This window comes from Vulcaniibacterium gelatinicum (assembly GCF_008033445.1).
In the GTDB taxonomy this organism is placed as follows: Bacteria; Pseudomonadota; Gammaproteobacteria; order Xanthomonadales; family Xanthomonadaceae; genus Vulcaniibacterium_B; species Vulcaniibacterium_B gelatinicum.
In genome coordinates, this window is record NZ_VNKO01000005.1 from 54,202 (window position 1) to 78,007 (window position 23,806).

Sequence of the window (23,806 nt, forward strand, 5' to 3'; positions counted from 1 at the left end):
CGTACCGTACGGTGTAATCGTTATCAGGTATGGGCCGGGGAGCCGGGCCGGGCGGGTGTTGACAGCCCCGTCAGGCCTACCATACCTTGCCGTATGGTGCCGTCCGGCATTCAACCCACCGCGCGCGGGCCCTGGGCCCACGGAGCCATCGCATGAGCGTCGCCGCCCCTTTCCTCGCCTTCCTGTTCGCCACCGCCTTCGCCGCCTACCACCGCCTGCGCCTGGCGGTGTGGGCCGCGCTGACCGCCAGCCTGCTGGTCGCCGCCTGGCTGCTGGGCGCCGACGGCACGGCCACGGTCCTGGCCGGGGCCCTGCTGACGCTCATCGCCCTGCCCCTGCTGGTGCCGGCGCTGCGCAAGCGCCTGATCACCGCGCCGCTGCTGACCTTCTATACGAAGCTGCTGCCGCCGCTGTCGGAGACCGAGCGCACCGCGCTGGAGTCGGGCACGGTCGGGTTCGAGGGCGAGCTGTTCTCGGGCAAGCCGGACTGGAACAGGCTGCTGTCGCTGCCCAAGCCCGCGCTGACCGCGGAGGAGCAGGCCTTCCTCGACGGCCCGGTCGAGGAGCTGTGCCGGATGGTCAACGACTGGGAGATCACCCACATCCGCGCCGACCTGCCGCCGGAGCTGTGGGACTTCATCAAGCGGCACAGGTTCTTCGGCCTGAACATCCCGAAGGAGTACGGCGGGCTGGGCTTCTCGGCGCTGATGAACCACAAGGTGATCCAGAAGCTGGCCTCGGTCTCGACCGTGGTCAGTTCCACCGTGGGCGTGCCCAACTCGCTCGGCCCGGCCGAGCTGCTGATGCACTACGGCACCGAGGAGCAGAAGCGTTACTACCTGCCGCGCCTGGCCGACGGCCGCGAGATCCCCTGCTTCGCCCTCACCGGGCCGTTCGCCGGGTCCGACGCGACCTCGATCCCCGACTACGGCATCGTCTGCAAGGGCGAGTGGAACGGGGCGCAGGTGCTCGGCATCCGCCTGACCCTGGACAAGCGCTACATCACCCTGGCGCCGGTGGCGACCCTGATCGGCGTGGCCTTCCGCATGTACGACCCGGACGGCCTGCTCGGCGACCGCAAGGACATCGGCATCTCGCTGGCGCTGGTGCCGCGCGACACCCCGGGGCTGAAGATCGGCCGCCGCCACTTCCCGCTCAACTCGCCGTTCCAGAACGGCCCGGTCCAGGGCCGCGACCTGTTCGTGCCGCTGTCGCAGCTGATCGGCGGCGAGGACTACGCCGGCAAGGGCTGGCAGATGCTGATGGAGTGCCTGTCCATCGGCCGCTCGATCACCCTGCCCTCCACCGCCAGCGGCGGGGCGAAGATGGGCGCGGTGGTGACCGGCGCGTACGCGCGCATCCGCAAGCAGTTCGGTCTGTCCATCGGCCGCTTCGAGGGCGTGGAGGAGGCGCTGGCGCGGATCGCCGGCAAGGCCTACGCCTGCAGCGCGCTGGCCGAGGCCACCGCGGCCGCGGTCGCGCGCGGCGAGAACCCGGCCGTGCCCTCGACCATCGCCAAGTACCACTGCACCGAGATGGGCCGCGAGGTCTCGCGCGACGTGATGGACATCCACGGTGGCAAGGGCATCGTCCTCGGCCCGCGCAACTACGCCGGGCGCGCCTGGCAGGCCACCCCGATCATGATCACGGTCGAGGGCGCCAACATCATGACCCGCTCGCTGATGATCTTCGGCCAGGGCGCGATCCTGTGCCATCCGTGGGTGCTCAAGGAGATGCGCGCGGCGCAGCTCGCCGACCCGGTCGAGCGCATCGAACGCTTCGACGCGGCCCTGTTCGGCCACATCGGCTACGCGATCTCCAACGCGGTGCGCAGCTGGTGGTTCGGCCTGACCGCCTCGCGCCTGGGCAAGGCGCCGGGCGACGACTACACCCGCCGCTTCTACCGCAAGCTGGACCGCTACTCCGCGGCGCTGGCGCTGATGGCCGACACCTCGATGCTGCTGCTGGGCGGCAAGCTCAAGTTCAAGGAGTCGCTGTCCGGACGCCTGGGCGACGTGCTCAGCCAGCTCTACATCTGCAGCGCGATGCTCAAGCGCTACCAGGACCAGGGCTGCCCGCAGGGCGACCGCCCGCTGCTGGCCTGGGCCTTCCACGACGCGATCAACCGGATCGAGACCGCGCTCTCCGGCGCGCTGCGCAACTTCCCGATCCGGCCGGTGGGCTGGCTGCTGTGGGCGCTGATCTTCCCCTGGGGCCGCCGCGCCACCCCGCCCAGCGACCGCCTGGGCCACCGCGCCGCCTCGCTGATGATGACCCCGTGCGACGCGCGCGCGCGCATGGCCGAGGGCGTGTTCCTCACCCCCACCCCGAACAACCCGGCCGGGCGCGTGGACAGCTACCTGCCGAAGGTGGTCCTGGCCGAGCCGGTGGAACGCAAGTTCCTCAAGGCGCTCAAGCAGCACGACATCGAGGCGCTGGAGTTCGAGGCCCAGCTCGACGAGGGCGTGCGCGAGGGCTGGATCACCGCCGAGGAGCGGGCCCAGCTCGAGGAGCTGCGCGCGATGACGCTGGATGCGATCAGCGTGGACGACTTCGAGGCCTGGGAACTGCGCTCGGCCGGCTACGAGCGGATGTACGCGGCGCTGGAGGCGCGCGAGGCGGCCTGAGCCGCCTCGCCGCCCGGCCGCAAGGGGGGTCACGGCGGCTCGGGAGCCCGCAGCACCGTGCCCTGCTTCAGGCCGTGCTGGGTGAGCCGGTCGTAGGCCTCGTCGCGCAACGCCAACCGGAGCATCGCGCGGTCGAACTCGCGCATGACCGTGCGACCGAGGGCCTTGCACTCGTCGGCCGGAGGCAGTGCCGCCAACCGCTCCTGCAGCGCCACGGCGGCGGCCATCGCATTGTCACGGTGCCCCTGTTCGTGCATCCGCAATGCCGCGAGCGACTTCTCCCACGCCTCCCGCCACTGCGCCGGCGGCTGGCCTGGTCCGGCCCAGCGCGGGAGCGTGATCTCCACCTGCACCCGGATCTCGATCTCGTGTACCCGGCACCGGCCCTCGACCGCGTCCGCCGTGTGCGCGACCTCGATCCGGCTCCGGGTCAAGCCATTGCTGGAGCCTCGATTCTCCGAACCCATCCCCTGCTCCAATGTCCGGCGCAGCTCCCGGAGGCTCGTGGCCTCCACCGGGTAGGTCGTGTGGCGCTCGATGAACGTCAGCGTCGGCACGACTCGCTCGGCCGCGTGCACGCCAGCCGCGCCGCCCAGCAGCAAGGCCAGCATCCCCGGGACTCGAAACTCAAACATGCGCATGCGCTGGCGCGCCCTCCCCGCCGGATCGCTCCACCCGCCGCGCCAGTCGCCAGCCGAGCACGCCGCCGGCGGCCGCGGACAGCGCGCCCAGGGCGGCGAAGCCGGCCACGCCCATGCCGGCCGTGCGCAACGCGTTCATGCCCAGCGCGATGGACAGGTCGCCGAAGCGCCACACCGCCGTGTCCACCGCATTCTTGCCCTTGTAGCGCTGGCTGCGCGGTACGCGCGCGAACAGGCTCTCGCGGGCCGGGTTGGCCATGCCGTAGGCGAGCGCACGGCTGACGATCAAGGCCACCGCCACCGCCGGCATCGCCCCGACCAGCGGCGCGTACGGGTCGCGCACCAGCGCCGCCAGCAGCAGCACCGCCATCGCGCCCAGGGCCCAGCCGGCCAGCGCCGGCGCCGCACCGTACCGCGCCAGCAGCCAGCGGGTGATGCCGAGCTGCAGCAGCACCTGCAGCGTGTTGGTCGCCAGGTCCACCTCGGCGGCGAAACGCGTGCGTGCCACCTCGTCGGCGAACGTGGCGCCGGAGTAGTCGGCCACCAGCGCGTACGCGACCGTGCCGATGCCGTCGCTGAGCAGCAGCAGGATCGCCATGCCGCGCATCACCGGGTCGGCGAAGATCTGCTTCAGGCCGTCGAACATGCCGCCGCCGACCGCGGCCTCGTGCCCGGCCTCGTGGCGGCGCGCGCCGTGCTTCCGTGCCCAGCGCCCCAGCCACACCACGCAGCCCACCGCCAGCCCGAGCAGCGTGGCCGAGACCGCCAGCAGCGGCGCCACCCCGATCACGTCCACCAGGCCCCGGGTCAGGCTCGGCCCGGCGACCGCGCCGGCGGTGCCGCCGAGCGCGATCAGCGGAAACAGCCGCTGCGCCTGCTCCGCGCTCCAGATGTCGGCCATGAAGCTCCAGAACACCGCGACCACGAACAGGTTGAACACGCTCACCCACACGAAGAACACCGTCCCCAGCGTACGCGCGTCGAGCGCCCCGCCCTCGGCGAACAGCGGGACGAAGGCCAGCATCCCGACGATGAAGAACAGGTTCACCAGCGGCACCACCACCCGCCGCGGCCAGCGCGCGACCAGGCCCGCGAACACCGGCGTCAGCAGCAGCATGGCCACCAGGGTGGCGGCGTAGAAACGCGGCAGGTTCACCGATCCAACCGCCGCCGCGAGCTGCTCGCGCACCGGCCGCACCACGTAGTAGGCCGAGAGCACGCAGAAGAAATAGCCGAAGGACACGACCAGCGCGGACCACTCGCCGCGGTGCACGCGGGGCGAGCGGTCGGCAACGGACGGTCGGGACATGCGGCGGCTCCGGACAGGCCCGCGCACGGTAGCCGAAGGCGGAAAGGCCCGCCAGCCGGCCGCATGCGAGCATTTGCTCTACCCACGGGGCATAGTGTCCGGGCGTTCGTCTCCGGACCCGCGCGTGTACGACTACATCATCATCGGCGCCGGCTCGGCCGGCTGCGTGCTCGCCGGCCGCCTGAGCGAGGATCCCGCGGCCCGGGTGCTGCTGCTGGAGGCCGGTCCGCGCGACTGGCATCCCTTCATCCACATGCCGGCCGGCCTGGCCAAGCTGGTGCAGCGCCGCGACATCAACTGGGACTACCACACCGTCCCCGAGCCGCAGTTGCACAACCGCGTGCTGTGGTGGCCGCGCGGCAAGGTGCTGGGCGGGTCGAGCGCGATCAACGCGATGTGTTACGCGCGCGGCGTGCCCGCCGACTACGACCGCTGGGCGGCGCAGGGCGCCCGCGGCTGGGACTGGGCCGCGGTGCTGCCGTACTTCCGCCGCAGCGAGGGCAATACGCGCGGCGCCGACGCGCTGCACGGCGGCGACGGCCCGCTCACGGTCAGCGACCTGCGCCACGTCAACCCGCTGTCGGAGGTGTTCATCGAGGCCGCGGCCCAGGCCGGCATCCCGCGCAATCCGGACTTCAACGGCCCGGAGCAGCTCGGCGCCGGGCTGTACCAGGTCACCCAGCGTGACGGCGTGCGCTGCTCGGCGGCCACCGCCTACCTGGCCCCGGCGCGGGCGCGGCCGAACCTGACCGTGCACACCGGCGCGCTGGCCACCGGCCTGGTGATCGAGCACGGGCGCGCCACCGGCGTGCGCTACCTGCACCGCGGCCGCCCCGCGCAGGCACATGCCGCGCGCGAGGTGCTGCTGTGCGGCGGCGCGATCAACTCGCCGCAGCTGCTGATGCTTTCCGGCATCGGTCCGGCCGACGAGCTGCGCCGGCACGGGATCGCGGTGCTGCACGACGCGCCCGGCGTCGGCGCCAACCTGCAGGACCATCTCGACATCTGCACCCTGCACCACGCCACCCGCCCGCTCACCTACGACCGGGTCAGCGACCTGCGCATCGCCTTCGACTACTACCTGCGCGGCCGCCGCGGCGCCGGCACCAGCAACATCGCCGAGGCCGGCGCCTTCGTGCGCTCGCCGCTGGCGCCGGACGCGCTGGCCGACATCCAGCTGCATTTCGTGCCGGCGATGCTCGACGACCACGGCCGCCACCGCCTGCCCGGCGACGGCTACACCGTGCACGCCTGCTTCCTGCGCCCGCGCAGCCGCGGCCGCATCCGCCTGGCCGGCGCCGACCCGCGCCAACCGCCCCGGATCGAGGCCAATTACCTCGGCGATCCGGAAGGCTTCGACCTGCGGATGATGGTGCAATGCGCGCGGCTGGCGCGGGAGGTCCTGCTGCAGCCGGCGTTCGCGCCCTACCGCGGCGCGCCGATCTTCCCCCCGCGCAACGACCTGCCCGACGCCGAGCTGGAGGATTTCGTCCGCGCCAAGGCCGAGACCATCTACCACCCGGTCGGCACCTGCCGCATGGGCAGCGACGAGACGGCGGTGGTGGACCCGCAGCTGCGCGTGCGCGGCGTGGAAGGCCTGCGCGTGGTGGACGCCTCGGTAATGCCCACCCTGGTGGGCGGCAACACCAACGCGCCGACGATCATGATCGCCGAACGCGCCGCGGACCTGATCCGCGGCCGCCTCCCGGGCTGACTCAGCCCCAGCGCCCTTCGCGTTCGCGCAGCAGCGCCTCGAAGGCGTCGGCCGGCAGCGGCCGGCCGAACAGGTAGCCCTGGGCCAGGTCGCAGCCCTCCTCGCGCAGGAACGCGAGCTGCTCGGCGGTCTCCACGCACTCGGCCACCACGTGCAGCCTGAGGTTGTGCGCCATCGAGACGATCGCGCGCGCCATCGCCGCGTCCTCGGGGTTGGTGGTCACGTCGCGGACGAAGTGGCCGTCGATCTTGACCACGTCGATCGGGAAGCGGCGCAGGTAGGCCAGGCTCGAATAGCCGGTGCCGAAGTCGTCGATGGCGAGCCGGATGCCGAGCTCGCGCAGCCGCTGCAGCAGCTTGACCGTGCTCTCGGCGTGCGCCATCAGGGTGCTCTCGGTGAGTTCGAACTCGAGCAGGCCCGGGGGCACGGCATGCGCGGCCAGGCAGCGCGCCGCGACCTCGGCCAGCGGATGCTGCGCTGCATCCCCCCCACCGTTGCGTTCGCCGAGGATGCGCGCGGCCTGACGCCCGGACACGTTCACCGCCACCGCGACCTCCAGGCCGCGCGCCTGCCAGCGCGCGATCTGGGCGCAGGCTTCCTCGATGATCCATTCGCCCACCGGCACGATCAGGCCGGTGGCCTCGAGCATGGGCACGAACTCGCCGGGCGGCACCAGCCCATGCCCCGGACGCTCCCAGCGCAGCAGCGCCTCGGCGCCGATGCAACGGCCGCTGGCGAGGTCCACCTTCGGCTGGTAGTGCAGCACGAACTCGCCGCGGTCGAGCGCCTTGCGCAGCGCGACTTCCAGGTCGAGCCGCGCCATCGCCTGCGCGTTCATCTCGGCGGTGTAGAAGCGGTAGCCGTCGCGCCCGGCCTCCTTGGCCGCGTACATCGCGGTGTCGGCGTAGCGGATCAGGGTGTCGGCGTCGCGCGCGTCGTCCGGGAACACGGTGATGCCGATGCTGAGCGTGACCTGGACTTCGCGCCCTTCGAGGAGGAGTGGCTCGCGGAAGGCGTCCTTGAGCTTGTCGGCGACGATCACCGCGCCCTGCGGGTCCTGCGGCGCGACCAGGATGATGCCGAACTCGTCGCCGCCGAGCCGCCCCACGGTGTCGCGCACGCGCAGGCAGTTCACCAGCCGCTGTCCGACCTGGCGCAGCAGTTCGTCGCCGACCACGTGGCCGAGGGTGTCGTTGACGGTCTTGAAGTGGTCCACGTCCACGAACAGCACCGCCACCAGCCACCGGTTCGCGGCCGCCTGCTCGAGGATGCTGTACAGCGACTGGTAGAACAGGCGCCGGTTCGGCAGGCCGGTGAGGGTGTCGAAGTGGGCGAGCTGCTGCAGCCGCTCCTCGGCCTGCTTGCGTTCGGTGATGTCGTGCAGCGCCACCACCGCGCCGGCCTTGCGCCCGCTCTGGGTGACCATGCTCTGGCCGTTGCAGACCACGATGTGCGCCGGGCGGTCCTTCGGCGCGATCACGATCTCCTGGTTGTGCACCCGCTCGCCGTGGAACGCGCGCAGCAGCGGGTTTTCCTCCATCGGCAGCGGGGTCACGCCGTCGGCGCGGTACAGGCTGTAGTAGCTGGCCCATTGCTCCGGCGGCAGCGGCTGCTCGGGCAGGCCGTGCATCTCGCGGGTGGCGCGGTTGAACAGGGTCAGGGTGCCGTGTTCGTCGCAGGCGACGATGCCCTCGGTGATGCTGTCGAGCACCGTGGCCAGGAACTCGCTCTCCACCTCCAGCGCGTGCTCGGCCTGCTTGCGGGCGATGAACTGGCCGAGCAGGTTGCCCAGGGTCTGCACGGTCTCCAGCAGTTCCGGGTCGGCCTCCATCGCCGCCGGCGCATAGAACTCGGCCACGCCCAGCACCTGCTCGCCACCGACCAGCGGGAACGCGAATGCGGCATGCAGGCCGTCGTGGCGGGCATGGCGCTGGCGCGCGAAGTGCATGTCCTCGGCGGCGTCGCTCAGCCACTCGGCCTGGCCCTCCGCCCAGACCCGCCCGGGCAGGCCGGTGCCGCGCGGGAACAGCATGTGCCGGCTGGCCTCGACCAGGGCGCCGCCGCCGTCGCGCTCCCAGGCGGCCACGCAGCGCAGCGCCTCCAGCTCCGCGTCCACCTGCCACAGCAGTCCCACCGCCAGCCCCAGCCGCTCGCAGATCGTCTGCAGCACGCGCGGCGCCGCCTCCTCGAGCGAGGCCGATTCGAGCAGCGCGGTCGCGGTCGCGGTCTCCACCGCCAGCCGCCGGATCGCCCATTGCCGCTGCACGTCGTGCAGGAAGGCGTTGAACTTCCACGACACGCCCATCGGCGTGGCCCAGATCGTCATCGAGACCGGGACTTCGTGGCCGTCGCGGTGCAGCGCGGTCATCTCCACCCGGCGGTTCAGCACCGTCCCCTCGCCGGTGGACAGGAAATTGGCCAGGCCGTGGCGATGGGCCTGGCGCAGGGGCGGCGGAATGATCAGCTCGGCGAGGTCGCGGCCGACCGCCTCGGTGCGGGCCCAGCCGAACAGGCGCTCGGCCTGGCGGTTCCATTCCAGCACGCGGCCCTCGGCGTCCATGGCGATGTAGGCGTCGAACGCGGTGTCTATGATCGCGCGCGCCTCGTCCTGGCTCGCGCGCAGCTCGGCCAGGGCCCGCTCGTGGTCGGCCACGGCGCGTTCCAGCGCCGCGTTCGCCGCGGCCAGTTCCACCGCACGCTCGGTGGCGCGGCTTTCCAGCGCGACGTTGGTGGCCAGCAGGGCGCGTGCCGCGCCGCGCGCACGGGCGACGGCCCCGGTGCGCAGCCGCACCGCGAGCACAGCCAGCGCGAGCACGACCAGCAACGCCGCGAGCAACGCCGGCCCACGCGCGGCCACGGGCGCCAGCGCGGCCGCGGCACCGGCCATGCCCGCTGCCGCCACCAGGCCTCCGCGCCACGCCACCTCCCTGAGATCACGACCGTCCAAGCATTTCGCCCCCTGCCGGAACACGTCGAGCGGGCCGGCACGCCGCCCGTGCCGGCGCCTCGTTCCTGCCTCGCGCCTCGCGGCGCGGTCGCCACGTTTGCCTCTAGCCGCGTTCGAGTACCGGCGGCAGGGGGCAGTGCAGCACAGCGCAGACCGTGCGCAGCAATTCCGCTTCGACCACATTCACGCGGCCGTCGTGCGCGACCGTCGCCGCCAGCGCTTCCACCAGCGACTGCTTGGCGAGCGGGTCGAGCGCGTCCAGCGGCGCCCAGACCGCGTCCAGCGCCTGTACGCTGCTGTCGGGCGGGAGATACGGCAAATGTTCCTGCGGCAGGACATGCTGCAAGCCGGCCAGGTAGGCGCGCTGCGCCTCGGCCGGATCGTCGTGGCCGGACTGTGCCACCACGCCCAGCAGCGCGGCCACCTCGCCGCGCACCTGGGTGAGCCGGCGCCGCCCGAAGCGCGCGTAACGCGCCGGATCGAGTGCCTCGCGCACCTGCACCCGCAGCAGTTGCGCCAGGCAGTATTCGAACAGCGACACCCGGCCGTCGGCATGCGCCACCGCATGCACGCTGTCGAGGAACGCCTCCAGCTCCGGCCGTGGCCGCTGGCGCAGCGCCGGGAAGGCGAGCTCGGCCAGCGGCAGACGCAGGGCGGGATGCAGGCCGGCCAGGGGCCCGGCGCGCGACGCGCGCGCCTGCTCGGCCACGGCCGGGCCCAGGCGTGTGGCGATCTCCCCGAGCTGGCGCGCGGCCAGCGCCGGATCCTCGTCCAGCAGCAGGGCCAGCAGCAGCGGCACCACCTGCGCCCGGTCGCGAGCCAGCGCCCGCAGCGGCTCGGGCAAGGCGGCCACGATCGCGTCCGCGCGCTGGTAATCGTGGGGCGAGGGCTGTGCCACCTGCATTGCCACGGCGGACGGCGACAACGCGACTGCGCTGCCCGCCCCGGGCAACGGCACGTGGGCCGCCTCGCGCGTGGCCAGGCCGAGTTGCAGGTCTTCCTCGAGTCCGTCCGGCGGCGTAGCCGCCCAGCGCCGCGACAACGTCTCGAGCTGGTCGGGGCGGAACCCCGGCTCCAGCGCCTGGATCCGCTCCAGCAGCGGCGGATGGGTGGCGAACAGCCCGGACAAGCCGATGCCGTCGCCGAACAGCATGTGGCTGACTTCCTCGGCCTCGCCGCGTTCGCTCAGGCGGCTGCCCTCGGCGAGCCCGGCGATCTTCTTCAGCGCCCCGGCCAGCCCCTGGGCCTGGCGGGTGAACTGCACCGCGCTGGCATCGGCCAGCCGCTCGCGCGTGCGGCTCACCCCGGCCTTGATCATGCGGCCGAAGAACAGGCCGATGTAGCCGACCACCATCGCGACCAGCGCCACCATCAGCACCGCGCCGCCGCTGCGGCCGCGGGCGCCACGCCCGTGCTCGAGGATCTTGCGCCCGATCAGGCCGAGCATGAGGATCCCGAACAGCACGCCGATCAGGCGCAGGTTCAGGCGCATGTCGCCGTTGAGGATGTGGCTGAACTCGTGCGCGACCACCCCCTGCAGCTCGTCGCGGTTGAGCCGCTGGAGCGCGCCGCGGGTCACCGCGATTGCCGCATCGGCCGGCGTGTAGCCGGCGGCGAAGGCGTTGATGCCGGCCTCGTGCTCGAGCACGTAGATCCGCGGCACCGGCACGCCCGAGGCGATCGCCATCTCCTCGACCACGTTGCGCAGCCGGCGTAGGGCGAAGTCGGTGGTGTCCTCGGGCACCGGAACCCCGCCCATCTGCACCGCCACCGCATCGCCCCCGCCGCGCAGCGAGGCGATGCGGTACAGCGAGCCCAGGCCGATCACCGCGGCGGTGAACAGGGTGGTGAAGGCCAGCAGCGTGCCGCTGCGCTCGCCGCCGCCCAGCAGGAACAGCACCGCCAGGTCCACCGCGGCCACGATGCCCAGCACCGCGAGCACGAACAGCACCACCAGCCGCGTCGAGCCGCGCCGGGCGGCTTCCTGGCGTTCGTAGAAGTTCATGCGGGAGGGTCACCCCTCGCTCAGAACTGCACCTTCGGCGCTGCGCGCACCTGCGCCTGCTGTTCGGCCGGGATCTCCAACAGCGCCGCCGGACCGAACCCGAGCATGCCCGCCACGAGGTTGGACGGGAACGTCTCGCGCTTGTTGTTGTAGCTCATCACCGCGTCGTTGTAGGCCTGGCGGGCGAAGGCGACCTTGTTCTCGGTCGAGGTCAGCTCCTCGCTGAGCTGCATCATGTTCTGGTTGGCCTTGAGGTCGGGGTAGGCCTCGACCACGGCCAGCAGGCGGCCGAGCGCGCCGTTGAGCGCCCCTTGCGTGGCGGCGAGTTCGGCCATCGCTGCGGCGTCGCCGGGATGGGCCTTGGCTGCCGACAGCCCGGCGATCGCCGCGCCGCGGGCGGCGATCACCGCCTCCAGGGTTTCGCGTTCGTGCTTGAGGTAGCCCTTGGCGGTCTCGACCAGGTTCGGGATCAGGTCGAAGCGCCGCTGCAGCTGCACGTCGATCTGGGCGAAGGCGTTGCGGAAGGCGTTGCGCGCCCGGACCAGGCCGTTGTACAGGCCAACGACCCAGAACGCGAGCACGGCAAGGATGACGACGGTCACAAGCAGGCTCATCGGGGCTCCCCATGTTCAGGCAAGCAGGCCGGCATGGCGCTATAAGATCGGCCTGTTCATTCGCAGCATACGCAGGGGGCGCCCGCGATGAAAGGCGTGCAGGGCCGGGGCCGGCATCGACGGGGTTGGCGCCTGACGGCGCTCGCCCTGCTGCTCCCGCTCGCCCTGGCCAGCGCCGAGACGCCGTTGCGCTGGCCGGGCACGCCGGTCGCCGACCCCGCTCCGTCCGCCTCCGCTCCGGCTGCACGCGCCGTTCCCCCCGCGCAGTACGCGATCCGCTCGCCGGCGACCGCGATCCCGCGCATGTCCCCGGCACAGGGGTTCGAGGTCGCCGAGTTCGAGCGGCTCGCCGAGCGGCTGGTGGCCGACCGGCGCGTGCCGGGCCTGGCGCTGGCGATCGTGCAGGGCGGCCGGGTGCTCAGCGCGCGCGGCTACGGCATCACCGACACCTACGCCGGCGAGCCGGTGGACGTGCACACCGTGTTCCGCCTGGCCTCGTTGTCGAAGGGTTTCGCCGGCACCCTCACCGGCCTGCTGGTCGCCGACGGCTCGCTGCGCTGGGACAGCCGCGTGCGCGACTACCTTCCGGAGTTCCGGCTGCAGGATCCCTACGCCTCGCACAAGGTGACGGTGGCCGACGTGCTCAGCCATCGCCTCGGCCTGCCGCACAACACCTATGACCGCGACATCGAGCGCTACGCCGACTACCGCACGCTCACCCGGCGCCTGGCCGAGGCGCCACTGACCTGCCGGCCGGGCGAGTGCTACGCCTACCAGAACGTCGCCTTCAGCCTGGTCGGCGACCTGGCCCTGGCCGCGACCGGGCGCAGCTACGAGGATCTGCTGCGCGAGCGGCTGTTCGCGCCGCTGGGCATGCGTGATGCGAGCGTGGGGCTGGACGGCATCCTCGCCAGCCCGCGCTGGGCGCGGCCGCACGTGCGCGGGCGCAACGGCTGGGTGCCGCTGTCGCCCAAGCCCACCTACTACCAGCTCGCGCCCGCCGCCGGCGTCAACGCCAGCGCCGCCGACATGGCGCAATGGCTGATCGCACAGACCGGCCACCGGCCCGATGTGCTGCCGGCGCCGCTGCTGGCCACGCTGCACGCGCCGATCGTGGCCACGCCGGGCGAGACCCGCGGCTCGAGCTGGCGCCGCGAACGCCTCTCGTGGGCAAGCTACGCGCTCGGCTGGCGCGTGTACGACTACGCCGGCCACCGCCTGGTCTTCCACGGTGGCGCGGTGCAGGGCTATCGCGGCCTGATCGCGCTGCTGCCCGAACGCGACCTGGGCGTGGCGATCCTGTGGAACAGCGAAAGCTCCGCGCCGTCCGGGTTGCTGCCGACCATCCTCGACCGCGCGATCGGGCTGGCGCCCGGACGCTGGCTCGACATCGAGCCTGAGGATGCGACCCTGTTCGCCCGGCGGCAGGAGGATGCGGCCACGACGCCGACGACCGGCGCCAAGCCGCCCTCCGGCATGGACGCCTCCCACGCCACCGCCGCGCCGCGCTGAGCGCGGCCCGCCGCGGCCAGTCGCCCCCCACCCGCCAAGAAAAACCCCTTCCCGCCTGGGCACGCGGGAAGGGGCTCGATTACGGCGTACTCGGGGTTGTCGTTACATCATCGGCATGACCGGGGCGGGCATCGCCACCGGTGCGGCCTTCGCCTTCTTGGCCGACTTGCGCTTCGCCGCAGGCTTCTTCGCGGCCTTCTTCGCGGCAGGCTTCTTCGCGGCCTTGCGGGCCGTCTTCTTCGCCCCCTTGCGGGCCGTCTTCTTGGCGGCCTTGCGGGCCGGACGACGCGCGGCCTTCTTCGCCGCCTTGCGGACGGTCTTCTTGGCGGCCTTGCGGGCCGGACGGCGCACCGCCTTGCGGGCGGCCTTCTTCGCAGTCTTGCGGACGGCCTTCTTGGCGGCCTTCTTGGCGGTCTTCTTGGCAGCCTTCTTCGCCGCCGGTTTGCGGGCGGCCTTCTTCGTCGCCTTCTTGGCGGACTTCTTCGCAGCTTTCTTCATGGCCATGGGATGGCTCCTCGTCTATTGGGACTATCGGTACTACGGCCCAGTTCGAAGCGACACCGCGGGAGTCGGACCCGCGGCCAACCGCCGGCGCGCATGGCACGCCGGAACGGATTCGGGGCGCCCGGCGCAGCCGCGCCGGGCAGAAAAAAACCCGCCGCGCCGGGCGCTGCGGGTCGGGTATGCGGGAGACGTTTGCGTTTTCTCGAGGGAAACGGGGCCTGCGTCCACCGTGTGAAGCGTCCGGGCGGAGGTACGTGTCGTGACGCGCTTTGTCGCAATGGCGTTGGTCACTCGTTTCCGCAGGCAACGTCTGCTGGCGCGAAACCTAATCACGGTTTTTTCCACTGTCAACAACCCGCCGCACCCGCTTGCCGACGAGCGGCGCCCCGGATGCGGTGTGCGGCACGGCCGCGCGGCGCGGTCGCACCGACAAGGCCATGCAATGGCGAATGCGGACGACAGCGCGTGTGTTGGGAAAAAACAGCTTGTTTTCCGCATTCCGCGCCGGAATGCCACGCGCGCGATGCAGGCGCGGCGGCGGCGTCCGCGCAGGCTGCACGCGTGCATAGGCGAGGCTCTGCGGCGTCTTCACGCCGCCGCCGCGAAGGCGCCGCGGAAGGGGCGTTTTCCGGCACTGCACAAGCCGATTTGCGCGAAAGTGCGCGAACGCCACGGCGGCCGGCGGCAACGCCGCGACCGCCCTCGCGGCGCCATTCGCCCCCCGAAAACGACGCCGGCCGCACACGGCGGCCGGCATCGGAAGACCGCGGCAGAGGCGGGAGCTCAGTGCTCCTCTTCCTCGATCAGGCTGGCGTAGTCGTCCGGCGAGAGCAGGTCGTTGAGCTGCTCGGGGTCCTCCATCTCGACCACGAAGATCCAGCCGTCGCCGTAGGCGTCCTCGTTGATCGTCTCCGGCTTGTCGGCCAGCGCGGCGTTGACCTCGACCACCCTGCCGGTGACCGGCGAATACACGTCGGAGGCGGCCTTCACCGACTCGACCACGGCGCAGGCATTGCCGGCCTCGACCCGGTCGCCGACCGCGGGCAGCTCCACGTAGACCAGGTCCCCCAGCAGTTCCTGCGCGTGGTCGGAGATGCCGACCGTGACGCGGCCGTCGCCCTCGACGCGGGCCCACTCGTGGGACTTCATGAACTTCAGGTCGCCGGGGATCTCGCTCATCGGGGTGCTCCGTGTCTTGCGTCGGGCAGGCGGTGAAAGGGACGGCTAGTGTAGCCAACCGGCGGACCGGTGGCGGGGTGTCAGACGCCGGGCTGCGGTTTGCCCTCGCGCACGAACGGGAACTTCACCACGCGCACCGGCACCTCGCGGCCGCGGATGTCCACCCGCACGTTGCCGTCGGTACCGAGCGGAATCCCGCCGGCCGGCACGCGTGCCAGCGCGATCGCCTTGCCCAGGGTCGGCGAGAACGTACCGGACAAAATCTCGCCCTCGCCATGGGCGGTGAGCACCTTCTGTCCGTGGCGCAGCACGCCCTTCTCGTCCATCACCAGGCCGATCGTCTGCCGCGGCACGCCGGCGGCCAGCTGCGCCTCGAGCGCGGCGCGGCCGATGAAGTCGCGGCCCGCGTCGAGCACGACCGTCCAGCCGAGCCCGGCCTCGAACGGGGTCACGGTCTCGTCCATGTCCTGGCCGTACAGCGCCATGCCGGCCTCCAGCCGCAACGTGTCGCGCGCGCCCAGGCCGGCGGGCTTCACCCCGGCGGCGAGCAGCGCGTCCCACAGCGCCACGGCCTGCGCCTGCGGCACGATCACCTCGAAGCCGTCCTCGCCGGTGTAGCCGGTGCGGGCGACGAACAGCTCGGCGCCGTCCGCGGTGCGCGCCTGCCCGGCGGCGAAGCGCGGCAGCTTGCCGATGCGCTCACGATCCTGCTCGGACAGCAGGCCCAGCACCTTCGCCCGCGCATTCGGGCCCTGCACGGCGACGATCGCGAACTCGGGCCGCTCGCGCACACCCGCTTCGAAGGCCTGCGCCTGGCGGGCGATCCAGGCCAGGTCCTTCTCGCGGGTGGCGGCATTGACCACCATGCGGAAGAACCCTTCCTCCACGAAATAGACGATCAGGTCGTCGATCACCCCGCCCTGCTCGTTCAGCATGGCGCTGTACAGCGCCTTGCCCGGCGACTTCAGCTTGTCCACCGAATTGGCGAGCAGGTGGCGCAGGAACTCGCGCACGCGGGCGCCGGTGAGGTCCACCACGGTCATGTGCGAGACGTCGAACATGCCGGCGTCGCGCCGCACCTGGTGGTGCTCCTCGACCTGCGAGCCGTAGTGCAGCGGCATGTCCCAGCCGCCGAAGTCCACCATCCTGGCGCCGAGGGCGCGATGGGCGTCGTTGAGGATCGTCTTGCGGGCCATGGGCATCCGGGGTGCGGGGAGGGGCCGCGCATTATCCCAGAGCCGCGCCGGGGCGCCCGGCGCGCGCGGCCGTGCGGCTTCCGTGCATCCGCCCACGGCGCTAGGCTCGACGGATGCCTGCGCTCCGTCCCGTCCTGGCGTGCGTGGCCGTGCTGGCCGGGCTGTGCCTGCCGCCCGCCCTGCCCGCGCAGGTGCGCCGCTGCGTGCTGCCCGACGGCACGCCGCTGTTCACCGACCGCCGCTGCGCCGAGCTCGGCGCGCGCGATACCCCGGTGGCGTCGGCGCGCGCACGCGCGGCCGGCGCGGTGCGACAAGTGCCCCACGGCTGCGCGCGCAACCTGCAGGACCTGGTGTACGCACTGACCACCGCGGTGGACGCCCGCGACGTCAATCGCCTGGCCTCGCTCCATCACTGGACGGGAATCTCCGACGACGCGGCCGGGCCGCTGCTGGCACGCCTGGAGACGGTGGCGCGGCGGCCGCTGGTGGACGTGGTGCCGGTGTACGCCCCGGCGGGCGCGGAAACCGGGGAGCCCGCCGACACCGCCGCCGCTCCGGCCGGCGCCGCGTCCTCGCGCAGGGGCGCGCCGGTCGCGCTGCGGCTCGAGCAGACCCTCGCCGACGGCCGCACCCCCGCGCGCACGGTGTTCGCCCTGCGCCGCCGCTACGGCTGCTGGTGGCTGAGCCTGTGACCTCCGGCCGCGGCCGCGGCGCGGAGGCTCCGGCACAATAGCGCCTTTCCCGCGAGGCCCCGAACCATGCGCTATCCCGACTGGATCTGGCACAACGGCCGCATCAAGCCCTGGGCCGAGGCGACCACCCATGTGATGGCGCATGCACTGCATTACGGCTCCTCGGTGTTCGAGGGCATCCGCAGCTACGAGACGCCCAACGGCCCGGCGATCTTCCGCCTCACCGACCACAACAAGCGCCTGTTCGCCTCGGCGAAGATCTACGAGCTGGCGATGCCGTACACGCTGGAGCAGATCAACGCCGCCTGCCGCGAGGTGGTGAAGGCCAACGGCCTGACCAAGGCCTACCTGCGCCCGGTCGCGTTCCGCGGCCTGGGCGGTTTCGGTCTCTCGGCCGATACGCCGACCGACGTGGCGGTGGCCGCATGGCAGATGGGCGCCTACCTCGGCGACGGCGTGCTCGAACAGGGCATAGACGCCTGCGTCTCGAGCTGGCAGCGCTTCGCGCCGAACACGATCCCGGCCGGGGCCAAGGCCGGCGGCAACTACCTCTCCGGGCAGCTGGTCGCGCGCGAGGCGCGCCGGCTCGGCTTCGGCGAGGGCATCGCCCTGGCCTCCACCGGCCTGCTCAGCGAGGGCGCGGGCGAGAACCTGTTCCTGGTCTTCGACGGCGCGCTGCACACCCCGCCGGTCAGCGCCGCGCTGCTCAACGGCATCACCCGCAACACGCTGATGACGCTGGCGCGCGACCACGGCATCCCGGTGGTCGAGCGCGACATCCCGCGCGAGTACCTGTACCTGTGCGACGAGCTGTTCATGTGCGGCACCGCGGCCGAGATCACCCCGATCCGCTCGGTGGACGGCCGCCAGGTCGGCGAGGGCCGCCCGGGGCCGGTGACGCGGCGCATGCAGGAGCTGTTCTTCGGCCTGTTCGACGGCCGCACGCCGGACCGCTACGGCTGGCTGGAGCCGGTCGAGGCCTGACCACCCACGCCGCCCGGCGGCGAGAAGACGAGGGTGGCGACCACGCCGCCCGGTTCGCCGGGCAGCACCCGCACCTGCCAGCCGTACAGCTCGCACAGGCGGCGGACGATGGACAGGCCGATGCCGCCGCCGTGGGTGTGGCCGGCGTGGCTGCCGCGGTAGCCGCGCTCGAACAGCCGCGCGGCGTCCTCGGCGCTCAGGCCGGGGCCGGTGTCGGCCACCTCCACCGCATCGGGGCGCAGCCGCACCACCACCTCGCCGCGCGCGGTGTACTTGACCGCGTTGCCGATCAGGTTGCCGAGCGCGACCGACACCGCCGCCTCGGGCGCGTCCACGATCAGGCCGCCCTCGCCTTCCAGGCGCAACTCCAGCGGCTTGCCGCCGAGCTGGGCGCGGTGGGTCTCCAGCAGCTGCTCGGCCACCTTGCCCACGTCGCAGATGCCGTGCCCGCGCTCGTTGCGCGACAGCAGCAGCAGCGCGCTGATCAGGTCGGTGCACTGCTGCTCGGCGCGCTGGATCCGGCGCAGGCGCGCGCGGGTGCGCTCATCCAGGTCCTGGCGTGCGAGCAGCAGCTCGGTGGCGCCGCGGATCACCGCCAGCGGCGTGCGCAGCTCGTGGCTGACGTCGGCGTTGAACTCGCGGTCGCGCTTGACCACCTCGGTCAGGCGCCCGGCGTAGTCGTCGAGCGCGGCGGCGAGCTGGCCGACCTCGTCCTCCGCGAAGTGCCCGGCCAGGCCCTCGGGTTGCGGGCTGCGGCCGGATTCCTTCAGCAGCGCGGCCAGCTCCGATACCGGCCGCATCACCCGCGAGGCCGCCCACCAGCCGACCAGCAGCGACAGCGCCGAGAACACCACCACCGCGCCGTACAGCGCGCGCCGGAAGCGCTGTTCGCCGCGGAGGGTCTGGGTCATGTCGTAGGCGACGAAGAACCAGGCCTCCGGCGTCTTGCGCACCGCGAGCTTGTACGAGAACGGCGTGCCGTCGGGGTTGACGCCGTCGAGCCCGTACACGCCGTCGGGGAGTTCCACCCACTCGGGGAAATCGGTGCGCAGCCGTTCGCTGTCCGGCGCAAACACGTAGGCGCGCATCTGCTGCACCGGCAGGTCGGGGCGACGGTCCGGGTCGGCGTAGTAGCGGCGCGCGTACTCGTCGATGTTGCGGTTGAGCACGTCCACCACCAGCGCGTCCTCGACCCGGTTGCGCGCCCAGTTGGTGGCGAAGGCCAGCAGCAGCGTCAGGCTGACGCCGAGCAGGAAGAACGAGAGGACGATGCGGCTGCGCAGCCGCCGGCGGTAGCGCCGCGGGCGGCGGGCCGGCGCCTGTTCACTCGGCATCGGGCGCGGCGATCCGGTAGCCGATGCCGTGGCGGGTCTGGATCAGGGGCACGCCGAACGGCTTGTCGATCACGGCGCGCAGGCCGTGGATGTGCACCCGCAGCGAATCCGAATCGGGCAGCTCCTCGCCCCACACCCGCGTCTCCAGCTCCTGGCGGGTGACCACCGCGGGCGAGGCCTCCATCAGCGCCTGCAGGATCTTCAGCGCGGTCGGGTTGAGCTGGAGCAGCTTGCCCTGGCGCCGAACCTCGAGCGTGTCGAGGTTGTACTCGAGGTCGCCCACGGTCAGCACCCGTGTCTGCACGCCCTTGCCGCGGCGGGTGAGGGCGTTCAGGCGCACCTCGACCTCCTGCAGCGCGAACGGCTTGATCAGGTAGTCGTCCGCGCCCGACTCGAACCCGGCGAGCTTGTTCTCGAGCGTGTCGCGCGCGGTCAGCATCAGCACCGGGGTCTGCTTGCGCGCCTCGGTGCGCAGCTTGCGGCACACCTCCAGGCCGTCCATGCCCGGCAGGTTGAGGTCGAGCACGATCGCGTCGAAGTCGTTGATCACCGCCAGGTGCAGCCCGGTCACGCCGTCGGCGGCGAAATCCACGCTGTGGCCGCGGTCCTCGAGGTAGTCCCCGAGGTTGGCGGCGATGTCCTGGTTGTCTTCGATGACGAGGATGCGCATGCAGCGAGATTAACCTCTGGCCGCACCCCCGTCAGCCGCGACGCCGCCGCGGACAAAAAAAGCCCGGACGCGGCGAGCGCCCGGGCCGAAGGTCTAACCCCGATTACCGTAATCCGCTTCGTCCGTCCGAGAGTCGGCAGGAGCGCCGCAGAGTGCGGTCGGCACAGGCTACGGGGGGCGCGATTAAAGCACCGTTAAAGGGGTCGCCAAATCGCGTGAAGATTTTGTTAAGCCAGCGACCGGGGCCAGCGGCCCTGCCAGATCAATCGGAGAATCAATTACTTACGAGACTGTTGCGGCCGGGATCGTGCCGCGGCGGCGGGCACGGGCGCGGTCCGGTGGCGCCGGACCCCACGGGCGATGTGGCGGATGATCGCATCGGCCACGTCCACCCCGCTGGCGGCCTCGATCCCCTCCAGGCCGGGCGAGGCGTTGACCTCCAGCACCAGCGGCCCGCGCCGGGAGCGGATCAGGTCCACGCCGGCCACGCCCAGGCCGAGCAGGCGCGCGGCGCGGATTGCGGTGCGCGCCTCCTCCGGGCTCGGGGTTTCGGCACTGGCGCTGCCGCCGCGATGCAGGTTGGAGCGGAAGTCGCCCAGCGGCGCCTGGCGCCGCATCGCCGCGACCACCTTGCCACCCACCACCAGGCAGCGCAGGTCCGCCCCTTCCGCCTCGGCCACGAACTCCTGCACCAGGAAGTTCGCGTACAGCCCGCGCAGGGCCTCCACCGCGGCGCGGCTCGCCGAGGGCTTCTCGGTCAGCATCACCCCGGCGCCCTGGCTGCCCTCGGTCAGCTTGATCACGTGCGGGGGCGGGCCGAGCAGGGACAGCAGGTCGGCGGTGTCGTCGGGATTGTCGCCGATCACCGTGGTCGGCAGCCGCAACCCGTGTGCGGCCAGCAGCTGGTGGCAGCGCAGCTTGTCGCGCGCGATCAGGATCGCGTCGGACGGGTTGGGCGTGTAGCAGCCCATCAGTTCGAACTGGCGCAGCACCGCGCTGCCGTAGCGCGTGATCGAGGCGCCGATGCGCGGCAGCACCGCGTCGTAGTCGGTCAGCGGCCGGCCCTTGTGGTGGATCGCGAACCCGTCGCTGCCGATGCGCATGTAGCAGCGCAGCGGGTCGAGCACGCGCACCGTGTGCCCGTGCGCACGCGCCGCCTCGACCAGGCGGCGGGTCGAGTAGAGCTTGCTGTTGCGCGAGAGGATCGCGAGTTTCATGGCCCGGTCCTGCGGGCAGCGGGCCCGCCCGGCGCCGCACGCCGGAGACGATGCCGATGCCCCGATCGAAGCTGCCCCAATCGAAGACGCTCCAAGTGAAAACGGCGGCCACGCGGGCCGCCGTCGGGATCTGGAGCGGGCGATGGGAATCGAACCCACGCTATCGGCTTGGGAAGCCGAAGTTCTACCATTGAACTACGCCCGCACGGGCCGAAGTCTATGCCCCGTCGGCCGGGCTTGGCAACGCGGCGCCGGCGGGCCTCCGGCGCCGCGTCCGGGCATGGTTCAGAAGCCCCCGCCGAGGGTCACGAACACCGTGGCGTCGTTGCCGCCGCCTTGCTGGACGGTGGCGCTGGCGCCGATGTTCGCGTCCAGCCCGAACAGGCGGGTGCGGGCGCCGAAGGTGATCGTGGCGTAGTCCTGGTCGCGGTCCAGGCCCGGCACCGCGAACGGCGCGGTGCCCGGCATCGAGCGGGACTGGGCGAAGGCTTCCTCGGCCGGATCCTCGAACTCGCGGTCCACGGTCAGGCGCGCGTACGGCACCAGGTGGTCGTGGATCGCGTAGCTCGCCTGCCAGCCGATGCTGCCGATCAGCGAGTCGAACGCCTGCTCCGGATAGGCCAGCGCGGTGGACTCGGTGCTGTCCTCGGCGTAGCCGTCCACTTCGATCCGCTGCGAGATCACCGCCAGCACCGGGCCGTGGCGCAGGCGCTCGCCGCCGAACTCCCAGCCCGCGCTGGCGGCGACGGTCAGGTTGTCGCCGTCGGGCGAGCCGCGATGCACGCGCGTGGCCGGGCCCAGGTGCACCTCGCGCTCGACGTCGAAGCCGAGCCTGCTGTAGCTGACCTGGGCGTTGACCCAGGGGCCGTCGCCGCGCCAGCCGACGAAGCCGCCGAGCGTGGCGTCGCTCTGCTCGAACTCGCCGCGGCGCTGGCCGAAGTCGATGTCCTGGCGGCCGTAGCCGGCGAACGCGCCCCAGGCGAAGGCGCCGCGGACCCAGTCCACGCCGAAGGTCAGGGTCGGCCCCATGCCGTCGTAATCGTCACCGTCGCCGTAGCGCTGGTTGTCGCCGCGCACGTCCGCCCACCAGCGCATGCCCTCGCCTTCCCCGCCCTGCCAGTGCTGGGCCACGCGCTCGGCGCGGGCGCGGCCGACCATCGCCGCCGAGTGCGGCAGCACCGCGATCTGGCGCGGGGCCTCCAGCACCGAGATCGCGAAATCGGCCAGCAGGCGATGGCCGGCCGTGGTCGGGTGCACGCCGTCGGCGAAGGCGAAGGTCTCGTTCGCGCCGGGCGCGACCAGGTTGCCCGGCGTGCACACCAGCGAGGAGGTGCTGCCGCAGGCCGGCGCGGTGACATTGACCAGGCCGTAGGCGGACGGCGCGGCCGCGATCTCGCGCAGGAAGTGGAAGGTGTCGAGCGGGATCACCCGCACGCCGGCCTGCTGCAGGCCGTTGAACAGCGTCGTGTTGTAGGTCTGCACCAGCGTGGTCACGCCGGCCGAGCCGGCCGGCCCCAGCGACAGGCCGAACGGCGTCCTGCCCACGTCGGGCATCGTCGGCACCAGGATGTAGCGCGCGCCGGCGTTCTGCAGCGACTGCACCAGCGTCACCTCCCGGCCCGCCGCGGCGAGGAACGTCGCCTGCGTGGTCAGGCCGTTGAGGTGGAAGAACAGGTCGTTGGCGCCGCCCCAGACGGTGTACAGCGCGTTCGGGTCGGCGCGGCCGCCGTTGGCGGACAGGTGCGCCTGGATCTGCAGGCCGATGGAGGGGGCGAACTGGGTCGGGTTGGTCGGCGGGAAGCCGGGGCCGAGGTTGATCGTCGCCCCGCCCGCCGCGTAGTTGTCGCCGGTGCCGGGCGCGATGCCGGTGGAGGTGAGCTGCCAGGCCGGCGCGGCGTCGGTGCCGTAGTACTGGGCCAGGAACTCCGCCCACACCAGGCCCGGATTGGTGGTGAAGCGGCCGGTCACCGCCTGCGCGCTGGGCGGCAGGATCGGGCGGTAGAACCCCGCGTCGGTGAGGCTGTCGCCGAAGAACACGGTCTGGCTGTAGGTCTGCGCGGCCACCGGCGCGAAGACCAGGGCGAGGGCGCAGGCGAGGGCGGAACGGGTCAGGCGGCTGGGCTTCATGCGTTGGGGCTCCCCGGAGAAAGCGGCCGCGCAACGTGCGCGGCCGTATGCGCCGATGGTTCCAGAAACGCCGGACACGCTCAACCGCCCTTCGCCCTCGGGCCGGCCTGCGGCGACAATGGGCGCATGGACATCCTGCTCAACGGCGAGCCGCGCCGGCTCCAGGCGCCGTGCACCGTGCTCGACCTGCTGCAACGCGAGGGCCTGGCCGGGCGCCGGGTCGCGGTCGAGGTCAACGGCACGATCGTGCCGCGCGGCGCGCATGCCCGCCACGAACTGCAGGCCGGGGACCGGGTCGAGATCGTGCACGCCCTCGGCGGCGGCTGAAAGAACGCGCGAGACGCATCGGGCGGTCACGGGAACCCGGCCGTCCGCGGCGGGGGGATTGCGCCGGGGACCCGAAAGCTTTGCGACGCCGGCTCGCGCCGGGTGTGCCTTGTCGGACCGCGCGATGCGACATCGCGCGCGAGCGGCCGGCTGCGCCGGGTCCAGGGGAAACCCGGGCGCGAGGGCGGCCCCTCAGCCCACACTACG

At 72.3% G+C, this 23,806-nt stretch carries 19 protein-coding genes, 1 tRNA gene and 1 riboswitch; of the genes, 6 read left to right on the top strand and 14 right to left on the bottom strand.

The features are described 5' to 3' along the window. Positions 1–152 precede the first annotated feature (152 nt). Positions 153–2,627, top strand: coding sequence for an acyl-CoA dehydrogenase (locus tag FPV26_RS04485; RefSeq protein WP_147652523.1), 2,475 nt, complete (start codon positions 153–155; stop codon positions 2,625–2,627). 29 nt (positions 2,628–2,656) lie between these two features. Here FPV26_RS04485 and FPV26_RS04490 read toward each other — a convergent pair whose 3' ends face one another. Together FPV26_RS04490 and FPV26_RS04495 are read right to left on the bottom strand one after the other, a co-directional pair. After that, the gene (locus FPV26_RS04490) at positions 2,657–3,238 is read right to left on the bottom strand and encodes a DUF922 domain-containing protein (protein ID WP_181952554.1); all 582 of its coding nucleotides are present in this window, start codon (positions 3,236–3,238) and stop codon (positions 2,657–2,659) included. 16 nt (positions 3,239–3,254) lie between these two features. Continuing rightward, a complete protein-coding gene (locus FPV26_RS04495; RefSeq protein WP_147652525.1) occupies positions 3,255–4,577 on the bottom strand; it encodes an NTP/NDP exchange transporter in 1,323 nt (440 codons plus the stop codon). Between the two features lie 124 nt (positions 4,578–4,701). On the opposite strand from FPV26_RS04495, the gene FPV26_RS04500 reads away from it, so the two are divergent. After that, positions 4,702–6,291, top strand: a complete 1,590-nt coding sequence (locus FPV26_RS04500; protein ID WP_147652526.1) for a GMC family oxidoreductase — start codon at positions 4,702–4,704, stop codon at positions 6,289–6,291. A 1-nt stretch (position 6,292) separates the two neighbouring features. Here the strand turns inward: FPV26_RS04500 and FPV26_RS04505 are convergent, their stop codons facing one another. From FPV26_RS04505 to FPV26_RS04515, 3 genes are all read right to left on the bottom strand, one after another. Then, positions 6,293–9,178, bottom strand: a complete 2,886-nt coding sequence (locus FPV26_RS04505; RefSeq protein ID WP_181952555.1) for a sensor domain-containing protein — start codon at positions 9,176–9,178, stop codon at positions 6,293–6,295. Between the two features lie 163 nt (positions 9,179–9,341). Continuing rightward, positions 9,342–11,243, bottom strand: coding sequence for a M48 family metallopeptidase (locus FPV26_RS04510; protein WP_147652528.1), 1,902 nt, complete (start codon positions 11,241–11,243; stop codon positions 9,342–9,344). A gap of 20 nt (positions 11,244–11,263) precedes the next feature. Next, positions 11,264–11,857, bottom strand: coding sequence for a LemA family protein (locus tag FPV26_RS04515; protein WP_147652529.1), 594 nt, complete (start codon positions 11,855–11,857; stop codon positions 11,264–11,266). Between the two features lie 87 nt (positions 11,858–11,944). Here FPV26_RS04515 and FPV26_RS04520 point away from each other — a divergent pair, with 87 nt between their 5' ends. Then, positions 11,945–13,369, top strand: a complete 1,425-nt coding sequence (locus FPV26_RS04520; protein WP_147652530.1) for a serine hydrolase domain-containing protein — start codon at positions 11,945–11,947, stop codon at positions 13,367–13,369. A 102-nt stretch (positions 13,370–13,471) separates the two neighbouring features. On the opposite strand, the gene FPV26_RS04525 is transcribed toward FPV26_RS04520, so the two are convergent. The 4 genes from FPV26_RS04525 to gcvT form a co-directional block, all read right to left on the bottom strand. Next, positions 13,472–13,873: a hypothetical protein gene (locus FPV26_RS04525; RefSeq protein WP_147652531.1), complete on the bottom strand. Its 402-nt coding sequence runs from the start codon at positions 13,871–13,873 to the stop codon at positions 13,472–13,474. Positions 13,874–14,198: 325 nt separating this feature from the next. Next, positions 14,199–14,465 (bottom strand): hypothetical protein, encoded by a 267-nt coding sequence (locus FPV26_RS04530; protein WP_147652532.1) that lies wholly within the window; start codon positions 14,463–14,465, stop codon positions 14,199–14,201. Between the two features lie 191 nt (positions 14,466–14,656). Next, complete coding sequence (gcvH, locus tag FPV26_RS04535; RefSeq protein ID WP_147652533.1) at positions 14,657–15,052, bottom strand: glycine cleavage system protein GcvH; 396 nt, start codon at positions 15,050–15,052, stop codon at positions 14,657–14,659. An 80-nt stretch (positions 15,053–15,132) separates the two neighbouring features. Next, positions 15,133–16,248 (bottom strand): glycine cleavage system aminomethyltransferase GcvT, encoded by a 1,116-nt coding sequence (gene gcvT / locus FPV26_RS04540; protein ID WP_147652534.1) that lies wholly within the window; start codon positions 16,246–16,248, stop codon positions 15,133–15,135. Positions 16,249–16,361: 113 nt separating this feature from the next. Between gcvT and FPV26_RS04545 the strand changes: the two genes are divergently transcribed. Together FPV26_RS04545 and FPV26_RS04550 are read left to right on the top strand one after the other, a co-directional pair. Next, positions 16,362–16,940 carry a hypothetical protein gene (locus FPV26_RS04545; protein ID WP_147652535.1) on the top strand — a complete coding sequence of 193 codons (579 nt, stop codon included), beginning with the start codon at positions 16,362–16,364 and terminating at the stop codon, positions 16,938–16,940. A gap of 66 nt (positions 16,941–17,006) precedes the next feature. Beyond that, positions 17,007–17,924 carry a branched-chain amino acid transaminase gene (locus FPV26_RS04550; protein ID WP_147652536.1) on the top strand — a complete coding sequence of 306 codons (918 nt, stop codon included), beginning with the start codon at positions 17,007–17,009 and terminating at the stop codon, positions 17,922–17,924. Here FPV26_RS04550 and FPV26_RS04555 read toward each other — a convergent pair. From FPV26_RS04555 to FPV26_RS04575, 5 genes are all read right to left on the bottom strand, one after another. Beyond that, positions 17,894–19,258, bottom strand: coding sequence for a sensor histidine kinase (locus FPV26_RS04555; RefSeq protein ID WP_147652537.1), 1,365 nt, complete (start codon positions 19,256–19,258; stop codon positions 17,894–17,896). The genes FPV26_RS04550 and FPV26_RS04555 overlap by 31 nt on opposite strands. After that, positions 19,248–19,928: a response regulator transcription factor gene (locus FPV26_RS04560; RefSeq protein ID WP_147652538.1), complete on the bottom strand. Its 681-nt coding sequence runs from the start codon at positions 19,926–19,928 to the stop codon at positions 19,248–19,250. The genes FPV26_RS04555 and FPV26_RS04560 overlap by 11 nt, the downstream gene beginning before the upstream one ends. A gap of 278 nt (positions 19,929–20,206) precedes the next feature. Continuing rightward, complete coding sequence (rimK, locus tag FPV26_RS04565) at positions 20,207–21,145, bottom strand: 30S ribosomal protein S6--L-glutamate ligase (RefSeq protein WP_147652539.1); 939 nt, start codon at positions 21,143–21,145, stop codon at positions 20,207–20,209. Positions 21,146–21,276: 131 nt separating this feature from the next. Continuing rightward, positions 21,277–21,350, bottom strand: a tRNA-Gly gene (locus tag FPV26_RS04570). A gap of 80 nt (positions 21,351–21,430) precedes the next feature. Then, positions 21,431–23,272, bottom strand: coding sequence for an autotransporter domain-containing protein (locus FPV26_RS04575; protein WP_147652540.1), 1,842 nt, complete (start codon positions 23,270–23,272; stop codon positions 21,431–21,433). A 126-nt stretch (positions 23,273–23,398) separates the two neighbouring features. Here FPV26_RS04575 and thiS point away from each other — a divergent pair, with 126 nt between their 5' ends. Then, positions 23,399–23,599 (top strand): sulfur carrier protein ThiS, encoded by a 201-nt coding sequence (thiS, locus tag FPV26_RS04580; RefSeq protein ID WP_147652541.1) that lies wholly within the window; start codon positions 23,399–23,401, stop codon positions 23,597–23,599. Positions 23,600–23,626: 27 nt separating this feature from the next. After that, positions 23,627–23,718, bottom strand: a riboswitch (cyclic di-GMP riboswitch). Positions 23,719–23,806 lie beyond the last annotated feature (88 nt).

Bases quoted from the DNA above. Each gene is read 5' to 3' on its own strand.
- FPV26_RS04485 (WP_147652523.1), top strand. From the start codon at position 153: ATGAGCGTCGCCGCCCCTTTCCTCGCCTTCCTGTTCGCCACCGCCTTC.
- FPV26_RS04490 (WP_181952554.1), bottom strand. From the start codon at position 3,238: ATGCTGGCCTTGCTGCTGGGCGGCGCGGCTGGCGTGCACGCGGCCGAG.
- FPV26_RS04495 (WP_147652525.1), bottom strand. From the start codon at position 4,577: ATGTCCCGACCGTCCGTTGCCGACCGCTCGCCCCGCGTGCACCGCGGC.
- FPV26_RS04505 (WP_181952555.1), bottom strand. From the start codon at position 9,178: ATGGCCGGTGCCGCGGCCGCGCTGGCGCCCGTGGCCGCGCGTGGGCCG.
- FPV26_RS04510 (WP_147652528.1), bottom strand. From the start codon at position 11,243: ATGAACTTCTACGAACGCCAGGAAGCCGCCCGGCGCGGCTCGACGCGG.
- FPV26_RS04515 (WP_147652529.1), bottom strand. From the start codon at position 11,857: ATGAGCCTGCTTGTGACCGTCGTCATCCTTGCCGTGCTCGCGTTCTGG.
- FPV26_RS04520 (WP_147652530.1), top strand. From the start codon at position 11,945: ATGAAAGGCGTGCAGGGCCGGGGCCGGCATCGACGGGGTTGGCGCCTG.
- FPV26_RS04525 (WP_147652531.1), bottom strand. From the start codon at position 13,873: ATGGCCATGAAGAAAGCTGCGAAGAAGTCCGCCAAGAAGGCGACGAAG.
- gcvH (WP_147652533.1), bottom strand. From the start codon at position 15,052: ATGAGCGAGATCCCCGGCGACCTGAAGTTCATGAAGTCCCACGAGTGG.
- gcvT (WP_147652534.1), bottom strand. From the start codon at position 16,248: ATGGCCCGCAAGACGATCCTCAACGACGCCCATCGCGCCCTCGGCGCC.
- FPV26_RS04545 (WP_147652535.1), top strand. From the start codon at position 16,362: ATGCCTGCGCTCCGTCCCGTCCTGGCGTGCGTGGCCGTGCTGGCCGGG.
- FPV26_RS04550 (WP_147652536.1), top strand. From the start codon at position 17,007: ATGCGCTATCCCGACTGGATCTGGCACAACGGCCGCATCAAGCCCTGG.
- FPV26_RS04555 (WP_147652537.1), bottom strand. From the start codon at position 19,258: ATGCCGAGTGAACAGGCGCCGGCCCGCCGCCCGCGGCGCTACCGCCGG.
- FPV26_RS04560 (WP_147652538.1), bottom strand. From the start codon at position 19,928: ATGCGCATCCTCGTCATCGAAGACAACCAGGACATCGCCGCCAACCTC.
- rimK (WP_147652539.1), bottom strand. From the start codon at position 21,145: ATGAAACTCGCGATCCTCTCGCGCAACAGCAAGCTCTACTCGACCCGC.
- FPV26_RS04575 (WP_147652540.1), bottom strand. From the start codon at position 23,272: ATGAAGCCCAGCCGCCTGACCCGTTCCGCCCTCGCCTGCGCCCTCGCC.
- thiS (WP_147652541.1), top strand. From the start codon at position 23,399: ATGGACATCCTGCTCAACGGCGAGCCGCGCCGGCTCCAGGCGCCGTGC.